General features: G+C 46.1%; 12 protein-coding genes. 3 read left to right on the top strand and 9 right to left on the bottom strand.

Annotated features, from left to right (window positions below; all coding sequences use genetic code 11):
• Positions 1-70 precede the first annotated feature (70 nt).
• Complete coding sequence (locus HMPREF1705_RS10845) at positions 71-253, bottom strand: hypothetical protein (protein ID WP_131725249.1); 183 nt, start codon at positions 251-253, stop codon at positions 71-73.
• A gap of 146 nt (positions 254-399) precedes the next feature.
• Between HMPREF1705_RS10845 and HMPREF1705_RS10910 the strand changes: the two genes are divergently transcribed.
• On the top strand, positions 400-561 hold the full coding sequence (locus tag HMPREF1705_RS10910) for a hypothetical protein (protein ID WP_009202176.1): 162 nt from the start codon (positions 400-402) through the stop codon (positions 559-561).
• 190 nt (positions 562-751) lie between these two features.
• Here HMPREF1705_RS10910 and HMPREF1705_RS04020 read toward each other — a convergent pair whose 3' ends face one another.
• The 7 genes from HMPREF1705_RS04020 to HMPREF1705_RS03990 form a co-directional block, all read right to left on the bottom strand.
• Positions 752-2,389 carry an N-acyl-D-amino-acid deacylase family protein gene (locus HMPREF1705_RS04020; protein ID WP_009202177.1) on the bottom strand — a complete coding sequence of 546 codons (1,638 nt, stop codon included), beginning with the start codon at positions 2,387-2,389 and terminating at the stop codon, positions 752-754.
• A gap of 52 nt (positions 2,390-2,441) precedes the next feature.
• Positions 2,442-3,182: a gamma-glutamyl-gamma-aminobutyrate hydrolase family protein gene (locus HMPREF1705_RS04015; RefSeq protein WP_009202178.1), complete on the bottom strand. Its 741-nt coding sequence runs from the start codon at positions 3,180-3,182 to the stop codon at positions 2,442-2,444.
• A 23-nt stretch (positions 3,183-3,205) separates the two neighbouring features.
• Complete coding sequence (locus HMPREF1705_RS04010; protein ID WP_009202179.1) at positions 3,206-4,084, bottom strand: ABC transporter permease; 879 nt, start codon at positions 4,082-4,084, stop codon at positions 3,206-3,208.
• 31 nt (positions 4,085-4,115) lie between these two features.
• Positions 4,116-5,036, bottom strand: coding sequence for an ABC transporter permease (locus HMPREF1705_RS04005; protein ID WP_040348795.1), 921 nt, complete (start codon positions 5,034-5,036; stop codon positions 4,116-4,118).
• 83 nt (positions 5,037-5,119) lie between these two features.
• The gene (locus HMPREF1705_RS04000; protein ID WP_009202181.1) at positions 5,120-6,706 is read right to left on the bottom strand and encodes an ABC transporter substrate-binding protein; all 1,587 of its coding nucleotides are present in this window, start codon (positions 6,704-6,706) and stop codon (positions 5,120-5,122) included.
• Between the two features lie 52 nt (positions 6,707-6,758).
• Positions 6,759-7,724: an ABC transporter ATP-binding protein gene (locus tag HMPREF1705_RS03995; RefSeq protein WP_009202182.1), complete on the bottom strand. Its 966-nt coding sequence runs from the start codon at positions 7,722-7,724 to the stop codon at positions 6,759-6,761.
• A gap of 20 nt (positions 7,725-7,744) precedes the next feature.
• On the bottom strand, positions 7,745-8,710 hold the full coding sequence (locus tag HMPREF1705_RS03990) for an ABC transporter ATP-binding protein (protein ID WP_009202183.1): 966 nt from the start codon (positions 8,708-8,710) through the stop codon (positions 7,745-7,747).
• 456 nt (positions 8,711-9,166) lie between these two features.
• Here HMPREF1705_RS03990 and HMPREF1705_RS03985 point away from each other — a divergent pair, with 456 nt between their 5' ends.
• Positions 9,167-9,778 carry an FmdE family protein gene (locus HMPREF1705_RS03985; protein WP_009202184.1) on the top strand — a complete coding sequence of 204 codons (612 nt, stop codon included), beginning with the start codon at positions 9,167-9,169 and terminating at the stop codon, positions 9,776-9,778.
• A 56-nt stretch (positions 9,779-9,834) separates the two neighbouring features.
• Here HMPREF1705_RS03985 and HMPREF1705_RS03980 read toward each other — a convergent pair whose 3' ends face one another.
• A complete protein-coding gene (locus HMPREF1705_RS03980) occupies positions 9,835-10,209 on the bottom strand; it encodes a cyclophilin-like fold protein (protein WP_009202185.1) in 375 nt (124 codons plus the stop codon).
• A gap of 618 nt (positions 10,210-10,827) precedes the next feature.
• On the opposite strand from HMPREF1705_RS03980, the gene HMPREF1705_RS03975 reads away from it, so the two are divergent.
• Positions 10,828-11,670 (top strand): dienelactone hydrolase family protein, encoded by an 843-nt coding sequence (locus HMPREF1705_RS03975; protein ID WP_009202186.1) that lies wholly within the window; start codon positions 10,828-10,830, stop codon positions 11,668-11,670.
• Positions 11,671-11,691 lie beyond the last annotated feature (21 nt).

The raw sequence follows: 11,691 nt of genomic DNA, 5'->3' as shown, positions 1-11,691 counted from the left end.
TGAAATAAAAAAATCCGAGGTTCGGCTTTGAGACCGAACCCCGGATTTAATCTGCTATTATGTTACTCTACTATCTGAAATTAAAGTAATCTTTCCCACCCGGCGGTCGGTCTCCATAAGAAAAAGGGCCAGAAGCGTAATAATAACGCCACTGGCCGTTGCTAAAGTAATAACCGCCGGATATGGAGGCGCACATGTTGCTAATGGCACTGACACATTGCCCTGACGTAGCTAAGAAACGTTGTCCTATCATCACTTGGCGCCTCCTCCATTTCGCAAAGTTTTAGGTTGACAATTATGTTATACGACATGTCATAGTTTGTCAACAAAAATTTTTTGAGACGATAAAAAAATGCAGCATTCTGGGGTACAGCCGCCAGATATCTTTTAAAGCAGGAGTTGACGGGCGAGACATGGCCTGTCTCTGAGCTTGGCAGGTCGACATTCTCTCCCGGCTGTGCGGTATCCCTTGAGCCGAAAGACTCTTGGATTCTTCCCCTGGTGGTTGCTAGCGAGACTGCAGAAGAACGCCTGTGGAACGAAGGCGTAAGCGTCGGTTAAAACTTGAAAACCGCCCCTTTTCAGACACCCTTTCCCAATTTATTGTTATAATACAAGATGATGTTATTGATCATAGACTTTTTTAATAAATAGTCAGGCAAAGCTCTTTTAATATCGTTCGGGACGAAAAATTACTGCAGGCGGCCGAAAAAAGCGGCTGCGCCGACTTGTTAATCGGTTTCGAAACAATTTAATCTTTAACCCCTGCAATCTTGTTTAATACGAGGCCAGGGAGATTTCCAGTATGAAAACCCTTCTCAATGACCATTTGGCCATTTACTATTACGTACTCAATTCCCTTTGGATATTGATGGGGGTTTTCAAATGTGGCTGTGTCGATGATTACATCGGGATCAAATATGGTTATGTCGGCAAAATAATCTTCTTTTATGGCTCCACGTTTTCGTATGTTGAACCTCTCCGCAGGCAATGACGTCGATTTTTTCACGGCTTCCTCCAAGGTCAGGACTTTTTCTTCCCTTGTGTAATGTCCCATTATACGAGGATAGGTGCCGTAATAACGGGGGTGCACAGAACCTTTGCTCAATTCCCCGTAGGTCGCGCATGCCCTTCCATCTGTTCCAAAGCAAGCTTCGGGATGAGACATGACGTAGACCAAGTCCTTTTCGCACATGGCAAAGAATATGCACTTCACGGAAGCATCTTCATCGATTAACAATTGAATGACGGCTTCATAAGGGGTGCATTTCATGTCTTCGGCTATTTCCTTTATCGTCATTCCTTCGTATTTTTTGTTCTTATCACTCTTTAATAAGGCTACTTTGACGCATTCGTCCCAGTCATCGCAGACCATTATCGTCTCCCAATCTTCTAATCCCTCTTCCATGTCCTTTACCGCTCTTCGTCTAGTCTCTTCGTATTTAAGAAGGTTTACCATTTCTTTGGGCCCGTCTCTTTTTGCCCGGGGTGGGACTAAATCGATAAGGCCGCTACCATAGGCCGTATAGGGGTAAACGTCAAATCCAACATCAAGGCCGGCGTCTTCAGCCTCGTCTATCAAAGTTAAGGCTTCATTGACTTTGCCCCAATTGGGCTTGTAAGTGGCCTTTAAGTGCGATATTTGAATTCTTACTCCAGTCCTTCTCGCTATCTCTATGGCATGTTTCACACAAAGTATTAAATCCTTGCCTTCGTCTCTCATGTGGATGGCATAGATTCCGCCATAATCTCTTATCATCTCGCATAATTCGGCAATCTCGTCCATATCGATGAAGTTACCTGGTTCGTATTGAAAGGCTGTGGATAGACCATAAAATCCACTATCCAGTTCTGACTTTAGCAATGCCTTCATCTTATCCATTTCATCATGCGTAGGTTTTCTCTGGTCAAACCCCATTACGCCGACATGGATCATTCCATGTCCCACTAAGGGTGCTAGATTGAAGGACATTCCATCCCTAGAAGAATAATCCAAAAAACTTTTTTGGCTTTTCCAATCCCATATTTTTTCCATTTCATCGTTTAATACAATTGTGTTGGCTAAATATTGCAACTGCTCATTTTTATGCTCAGATACTATAGGTCCAGCAGTAAATCCGCAATTTCCGACCACCTCAGTAGTTATGCCCTGCCTTATTTTGCTCTCTCCAAAATTATTTATAAAGATAGTAAAGTCAGAATGACTATGAGCGTCTATAAAGCCCGGAGACACTATTAAATCCTTGGCGTCTATGTATCTTGCGGCGCAATCTTCGATGTTGCTTTGAATTTTGCAAATATAATTATCTTTTACTCCTATATCTGAAATGTATCTCTTTTTGCCGGACCCATCTATTATAATTCCATTTTTTATAATTATATCTAACATATTATTCCTTTCTAATAATCATAAATTTTTAAATCGCTATGTTGCAGCTTGACTACGATCGAGTTTTCTTAAAGTCCCTGGCGCTTTCGACGAAAAGATCGATGATCCTCTTTGCCTGTTCGCTGGATAGCAACATCTCCTCAGGATGAAACTGAACGCCCACTACGAAAGGATCCAGAGTGGATTCGATTATTTCGATGACCCCATCATCGGATATGGCGCTTGCGATAAAGCCTTCGGGTACGGACTCTATGGATTGCACGTGAAAGCTGTTGACCAGCATGTTGTCGGCCTGCAAGAGGAGCTTCGCCTTCGTATTGTCAGTTATTCTAACATTATGAGTCGGGTGATCTCCCGACTCCTTTTGTCGATGGCCCTGCAAAAAATGAGAGTAATCCATCTTCCCTCCAAACACCTCAGCAATCATTTGGCAGCCTCGGCAGATGCCCAAAATGGGCATTCCCTTCATGCGGGCATGAAGGAGCAATTCTTTCTCGAATTCATATCTTTTGGGTTGTTGTTCCGTCAAGGTAGGGCGCGTCGTCTGCGACGGGATTCCCTCCAGACTGCCACCCCCACTGAGCAGGAGGCCATCGATCACCATCATGATATCCTCAATTAGGGGTATCAATAATTCCCTCTCGTTGATCATGGGAAGGATGAAGGGAGTGCCGCCAGAGTATAAAATAGCATCGACATATTGCTTGCCAATATAGATGCAACCGACTTTATTCTCATCGCTTGACCACGTTTCAGCCGACCATACGCTGCTTATTCCGATTATAGGCTTCAAGATTTTTACACTCCTCCATATTTTTAGTTTCGAAGTCTCGGGTCAAGGGTGTCCCTCAGGGCATCACCGAAGAGATTAAAACCCATGACAATCAAGATGATCATCAGCCCGGGAAAGACCGTTATCCAGGGAGCATCGAAAAGAAAGGAGCGGCCAGAACTCATGATCGAACCCCAGCTGGGCAAAGGGGGCTGTATCCCGAGCCCCAAAAAACTCAGCGTCGCTTCTACGATTATGGCCTTTGGTACCTCGAGCGTCGTCAAGACGACCAAAGGAGCCAGGGAATTTGGTAAAATGTGGCGTAATATAATCCTAAGATCGGAATATCCGAGAATCTTAGCTGCTTCTATGAACTCTTGGCTTTTCAGGGATAGAAATTGACCCCGCGTGATGCGGGCAAAGGACCCCCAGGAGGAAAGCGCTATGGCCAGACATACGTTGAACAAACCTGGTCCAAGGATGGCGATGATGGCTATTGCGAGCAACGTCATGGGAAAGGCTAAAGCTATATCTATCAACGCACATATGGCGCTGTCCAAAATACGACCGTAATAACCGGCGATGCTTCCCAAGAGAAGTCCTGCGAAGAGAGAAATGCCCACGGCCAGAAAGCCAACCTTAAGAGAGACTCTCGAACCATAGATCACCCGACTAAAAATATCGCGCCCAAATTCGTCGGTGCCGAACAAATGGGCCCTCGATGGTGATTGCAGCATGGACGGCAAATCCTGTTTAGCGTAATCATGAGTGGCTATCAGCGGAGCCGCAATGGCGCAGAGAAACATCAACACTATGATGACCAACCCAAAGACCGCGGCTTTATTGCGAAACAAACGCTTCATCAAATGCCAGAAGGCGCTCTCGCTTCTGGCAATCCTGGCACCTGCTACCTCTTCAGCCATATATAATCGCCACCTTATCAACCTTCTTGTTTCATCTCAACTTTATACGCGGATCTACAACCGCATATAGGACATCTGCAAGGAGGTTTCCCAATATTATGCAGGTCGTCAAAACAACCATTGTCCCCTGGACGACAGGGTAGTCGCGGGCCAAAATGGAATCGACCATCAACCTTCCCAATCCAGGTCTGGCAAAGACGATCTCCACTACGACAGATCCTCCCACAATCCATCCTATGCGCAATCCTAACAAGGTAATTATCGGAATTAATGCATTTCTCAGGGCGTGACGGTTAATTACGACCCGCTCAGGCAGGCCCTTGCTTCTGGCGGTGCGTATGTAATCCTGGCGAATTACCTCAAGCATGCTAGATCGCACCATTCTAGCGACCAAAGCCGCATCGGTTATTCCAATCGTCAATGCAGGCAAAAAGAGATGCCTCCATGTCCCGTAACCTGAAATCGGGAAAAGCCTCAGTTTGAAAGCTACTATATACAATAGCATCAGCCCAAACCAAAAGGTTGGCATCGAAATGCCGATCAGAGAAGCGGCCATAAGCGAGTAATCCGTGGCGGTATTTCTCTTCAAGGCGGCTTTAATACCAATGGGAATTGCTATTAAAAATGATATGATCAAAGCCGTCACGCTCAATTCAAAGGTGACGTAAAACCTCTCTGCAATCAACTCTGATACGGGCTTATGCTGAATTATCGATTGTCCCAAATCGCCGCGAATAAGAGATCTCATAAAGCCAAGATATTGGACTATCAGGGGTTGGTCCAAGCCATATTGATGTCGTATATTTTCCCGCACTTCAGGGGTTACGTTAGGACCGACGATCAAATCTATAGGATCTCCAGGAGATAAATGGAGCATTGAAAATATGATGATCGTCATTCCCAACAAAGTTAAAGCTAGAAATGTCATTCGCCTGGCGAAATATCTTAGCATCACAACCACTCCTGCTGGTTATTGGAGAAAGGGGCTTGCATGAAACCCCCCTTCTCCAATCATTAAATTTAACAAAGATGGTTCTATTTGGTTTCTATATCGATTCCGTCGCTGTATTGAATCATCCATGGATGGATCTTGAAGTTTTTGACCTCTTTCCGCACTGCCAACATCATGTCTGGAATGTAGATAGGGCACCATACTGCTTGTTCGATGAGATATCGCTGCACTTCCTTATACTTCTCCGCTCGCTCTTCCCACGTAGGTGCAGTCGCGGCCGAGTTGATCAGCTCGTCTGTCTTGGGATCACACCAGCGAGAGTGGTTGGGATAGGGAAACTGCGACGATAACAAGAACCAATCGAGAATATCGGCATTGGGCCAGCTATAAAGGCGGACGAAAAGGTCTTGTTGCCCTGCCTTTAGCATGGCAACATAGCTTGCGCTGTCGAAAAGCTGAATCTTGGCCCTTATCCCTATTTCTGCTAGTTGAGCCTGAAGAACCTCCGCGAGCCTTTTCGATGTAGAATCGTTTTCAGCTGAAAGAGTGGTCTCAAAGCCATCTGGGAATCCTGCTTTGGCAAGCAGCTCCTTCGCCTTAGCGGGGTCATATTTGTAGCCCAACTCCTCGCTTTCCTCCAGATATTCATCTTTCAACGCCTGGGGAAGATAACCGTATGCAGGCGTGGCATAGCCACTAAATATGTATTTCACTATCGTTTCTCTGTCGACTGCGTGATTGATTGCCCTCCTGACGAGCACGTCGTCAAAGGGCTTTTTGTCACATGCATAGGCTAGATACCCCAACTTGGTCGACTGTTCAGTAAATATGTTTATTTCGGGATTGTTCTTCAGTTTATCGACCTGCAATGGAGGCACATCGCGAAGCACGTGGACCCCACCGGTCAAAAGTTCCATTATGCGCGAGCTTTCCTCAGGTATAGTTCTTATGACCAATTCATCGAAAAGGGGTGGCCCCTGATTGGACATCCATTCCGGCCCCCAATTGTAATGAGGGTTTTTGACGAGCACTATCCTGTCTCCACGGACCCATTCCTTGAACATAAAGGGACCAGTTCCTATGACGGTCTTGATGCCGTAGTCCTCCCCATATTCATCATAACAACCTGCCTTCTGAATTCCGGAGGCCGTGTTGGATAAGTTGAAAAGCAGGTTCGGAAAGGGATATTTCAACGTCATCTGCACAGTATAATCATCGATAATTTTGACTTGGTCGATGGCCTTGAGATCTCCGGCAAAGGGAGAAGCTGTCTTCGGATCTTTAATTGTATCGATTGTCCATTTCACGTCCTTTGCGGTAAAAGGGGTGCCATCGTGGAACTTGACTTCCTTTTTTAAATGAAATGTCCACATCAGCCCATCTTCCGACACATCCCAACTTGTCGCCAACCCCGGTCGATACCCGAAATTGTAATCCCTCGACACCAAGCGATCGTGCAAATAGATCAATGCATCCGAATACCATGCAGCTTTCATAGTGTCTAAAATATCGGGATCCCTATTCATGGCTTGAACGATGACCTTCTTTTCCGCAGCCATCGAAGGAGATTCTGAAAAGATCATGCCAAAAAAACCAAAAAGTACGATCAGCGCAATAAAAATGCCCACCCCAAAAGGACCTTTTCCCACAGAACCTCTATACCTCCTCATTTTTTTCTACCTCCTTCCGTTTTTTGGACATCACTTTATTATTAATTATTATTTAAGCATAATGACAAGCAACAAAATGATCGATACCTTTTTTTATTAAAGGCGGTTCCTCAATTGAACATCTTTCTTTGGCCATAAAACATCGAGGATGAAACCTGCAACCCTCGGGAGGATGCAAAGGGCTCGGAACATCCCCCTCGAGGATTCTGCGTCTTACATCTCTATCTTCCAATACATCCGGTATGGCCTCGAGAAGGGCTTGCGTATAAGGGTGAAGGGGGGTGTCAAACAATGTATCGGTCTCCGCGATCTCCACGATTTTGCCGAGGTACATAACAGCTACGCGAGTGCTAATATGCCTAACGACGCTCATATCATGGGAGATGAATAAATAGGTTAAATTAAATCTCTTTTGAAGCTCTTCAAATAAGTTTATTATCTGAGCCCTGATTGAAACATCAAGTGCCGAAACGGGTTCATCGCAAATTAAAAACTCGGGGTCTATGGCCAATGCTCTGGCGATTACAACTCGCTGTCTCTGCCCTCCGCTCAATTCATGGGGGTATCTGTTGCGGAAGTGTTTAGCCAAACCCACTGCGTCCATCAGCTTTTCTACTTTGTGCTTTCTTTCTAATTTAATCGACCTCTCGTGAACGATGAGTACCTCTTCAATGGTGTCGCCCACTGTAAGTCTAGGATTGAGCGAACCGAAGGGATCCTGAAAGACCATCTGGGCCTTTTTGCGAAAGTCTTTAAGCTGTCTTTTATTGAAGGAAAGCACATCAGTTCCGCGATAATAAACCTTGCTTTTCCCTAAAGCTTCTACAAGCCTTACTATGGCCCTGCCCAGAGTTGATTTTCCGCATCCGCTTTCTCCAACTAAGCCGAGGACCTCGCCTGCTTTCACTTCTAAGTCTATGCCATCGACTGCCCTTATGTATTGTTTTTTGCCAAAGGTTCCGCTTGTCGCCGAGAAGTATACACGCAAATCCTGCAATTGAAGCAAAATTTCCGACATAAAATCATTCCTCTCTCACTTCACGGGATGTTGTAACATCGAACAAGACGATCGTCCACCTTCGATAGCGTTGGTTCGGTATGTACGCAACGATCTGAGGCATAATCACAACGCGGTGCAAATCGACAACCTGAGAGTATCTCTTGAGGAGATGGCACGCTGCCTTTGATGGACTTCAATGGTTTCCTTGGTCCCTTTATGGTGGGCAGAGAGGCCAGAAGGCCTTTCGTATAGGGATGAAGGGGGTGTCTCAAAACATCCTTCGTAGGTCCATATTCGACGATACGTCCACAGTACATCACGGCAACATTATCCGCCACCTCATTGATTACTCCCAAGTCATGGGTGATAAACAATACCGCAGTCCCCATTCTTTTCTGAAGTTCGAGTATTAAATCTAGAATTTGAGCCTGAACCGTTACGTCTAAGGCCGTTGTCGGTTCATCAGCTATCAGGAGGCTTGGATTACAGGCCAAGGCCATGGCGATCATGGCACGCTGCCTCATGCCGCCGCTAAGTTCATGGGGATATTGGCGCAAACGCTTTTTGGGCAGGGAGACTTTGCAAAGGCGCAACAGATGCTCGCTTTTTTCCAGTGCCTCTTTTTTGGATACTCCTTCATGAAGCATTATAGCTTCGGAAATTTGGGCTCCAATGGTAAGAACGGGGTTTAAGGAAGTCATCGGTTCCTGGAAGATCATAGAAATCTCATTTCCGCGAATCCGTCTTATTTCGTCTTCGATTTTGAGCAAAAGATCTTCGCCTTTGAATAATATCTTTCCATCGACGATCTTTGCAGGAGGCGATGGTATCAAGCGCATGAGAGAAAGGGCTGTCACGCTTTTGCCAGAACCTGACTCGCCGACTATGCCCAGTGTTTCTCCTTCTTGAACGATGAAACTAACTGAATCCACCGCTGTGATTACGCTATCTTCGATGTAAAAGTAGGTCTTCAGATTTCTCACATCCAGTAGCGGAATTCCCACTAAGGCGCACCTCCCACTTAACGGATATATATATCCGCTTATGAAATAATATAACCGAGCATTATATATGTCAAGTGAAAATGAAACATAATCATTATTCGATTATTTCAATAAATGAATTCTCAAAAATAGTTATAATGATTTTGATGTGCCTCAGAAAGACGTATCAATTGAGGACCTACCCTTTACAATTACATCATATAATTTAAAATAAATACAAATAAACGGTTTACTCAAAAAGAGGGGGAGGTCGATATGATGTCATACAAAGGAATTTCAATTGCATTTGCAACGATCTGTCTGTTTTTGATCGTTGCTTTGCTTCCCGGATTGGCAGGTACTAATCCTTTGCTGTAACGAGCGGCGGTATCCTTTATTATCGGCCTGATTGCCCGTCGCTTCCTGCCACTGGACCTTTAAAGTAAAGATTATGACGTTAGAGGAGGTTTATGTTCCATGTCTGGATGTGCCCTTTCACCTGAATTAATCGAAGCGACCCGAAAGTTTCATGGCCACTGGTGTCCCGGTTTGGCCACGGGCATCCGCATCGCCGAAATGGCCCTGCGGGAAATCGGCTCTAGCGAAGACGAAGAAATCGTCGCCGTCGCCGAATGCGACAACTGCTCCGTCGACGCCGTGCAGTTTCTGACGGGCTGCACCATCGGAAAGGGAAATCTGAGGATCGAAAATCTGGGGAAAACAGCCTTCCGATTTTACAGAAGGCGTGACGGAAAGGCCGTCCGTATCGTGCGGAAGCCACGCCCCCCGAAACAGGAAAGCCCCCGTGAAACCTACCTCAGGAACAGGTACGTATCAGGGACGCTCACACCGGATGAACAAAAGGAGTACGAACGGATGCGCGAGAGGCAGTGCGACTCGATCATGGCCCAGGAGCTAGACGATCTTTTAGAATGCAAAACCTGCGACATACCCATGCCACCCAGGGCACTCATGACGGACAGCCTCATCTGCGATTGCTGCGGCGAGGAAGTAATGGAAACAAAAACCCGCAATTTCAGGGGGCGCACTTTGTGTCTGCCCTGCTTCCAAAAAGAGGGCGGCCTCTGACGGATTCATGCCCTCACAAAAGGTAAGAGGCCGGGATGCCTTCAACGAGAGGCAGTTCAGTCCGCAAACTCTACCTTGACCTCGTCACCGTCTTTAACGTTTTTTAAGGCCGACAGATCGCCGGACATTTCGCCCACCACCGAGACCGGGCCGGCAGGTCTTATCTCTCCCGGCGCACTTATGGGCGTGGGGCCAAAAAAGAGGCACAGAGCACGCCCCGGCGGCCAGTAACCTATATCGCCTTTCTCTACGGTTTCTTTTCCATTTTCGATCTCGCGATCCAAAGGGATGGGAAAGTAAATCTCGTCTCCCCAGGTTCTGGCCCTGCCGACAAGCGGGATCAGCTTTTCTATTTCCGAGGCGGTTTTTGAATCGTTGAGCCTTCCCTCCACGACTACACCCTTTGATACGATGCGAATCGACTTTCCCATGCGCGAGCCTCCTCTCTAAACACTTTAGGATGTGCCTTACAATCTTAGTATAAAAACTCTTCGAAAAGAGTCAAAGAAAAGAGTCGGCAAAATGGAAAAACCAGCGGAAACACACTTTACGGAGAGCCTTGCCTGAAGAACGCTCTGTCGTTTCGGGATCTTCGAGCCGGATACCCAACCCTTATCCCCAACACCTCGTGCAATTACCGGCTTGTCCGTTTGTACAAGGCTTCTTTTTCGTCTTATGTAAGCTGTTTTTGCCCCCGCAATCCACCGTGAGTTCTTTGAGGCCTCTCGATTCGGCTACCTTCAGAAAATTAGGCCCACGGGAAAAGGGACAGACAGAGCGTTATCGTCGTCGAGTCGAAAGAAAGCAGCCTGTTCTTGGAACAGAACAATGATATCCCAAGGTTACAGGAGGCACTTTTAATTTCTACAAAGCTATTTTGGACAAGTCTAATTCGATTATTTCAATAAATGAATTCTCAAAAATAGCTATAAGGATTTTGATGTGCCTCAGAAAGACGTATCAATTGAGGACCTACCCTTTACAATTACATCATATAATTTAAAATAAATATAAATAAGCGGTTTACTCAAAAAGAGGGGGAGGTCGATATGATGTCAGACAAAGGAATTTCAATTGCATTTGCAACGATCTGTCTGTTTTTGATCGTTGCTTTGCTTCCCGGATTGGCAGGTACTAATCCTTTACTGCAACGAGCGGAGGGGGCTCAGACGTTGAAAGAAGAGATAATAACATACAACCACGAAGATACTGTACTTGAGGGCTATTTGGTCTACGAGGAATCCGTCAAAGACAAACGTCCAGGGGTCATCATAATTCACGAATGGATGGGTTTGTCGGAATACGAGAAGATGAGGGCCAGACAAATAGCAGAGCTGGGTTATGTCGCTTTCGCCGCCGACATCTACGGTAAGGGCGTGAGGCCCAAAAACGCAGATGAAGCAGCACAGTTGGCAGGGAAGTTTAGAAGCGACAGGAATTTATTGAGGGAAAGGGGTCAGGCGGCCCTTTCGGTGCTCCAAAATCATCCTCTTGTAGATCCTGAACGCATAGCGACCATGGGATATTGCTTCGGCGGAGGAGCATCGCTTGAGCTTGCAAGGAGCGGAGCGCCAATTAGAGGAGCCATAAGCTTTCACGGAAATCTCGACACGCCAAACCCGGATGATGCTAAAAATATCAAGGGGTCAATTTTAGTCCTGCATGGTGCCGATGACCCAATGGTCCCAATGGAGCAGGTAATTGCCTTCCAGGAAGAAATGAGAAGCGCTAACGTTGATTGGCAGATGATCTTCTATGGCAATACAGTACACAGTTTTACCAACCCGAATGCGGGCAATAACCCTGAAATTGGCGTTGCCTACAATCCAATATCGGAAAGGCGCTCCTTCGAAGCCATGAAGGCATTTTTCGACGAGATATTCGCAAAGTAGAGTATTGCGTTAACATATACG

The organism is Acetomicrobium hydrogeniformans ATCC BAA-1850, from assembly GCF_000160455.2.
GTDB lineage: Bacteria > Synergistota > Synergistia > Synergistales > Acetomicrobiaceae > Acetomicrobium > Acetomicrobium thermoterrenum.
Note: the sequence above shows the minus strand (reverse complement) of the source record. Positions and strands in the feature narration are given on the sequence as shown.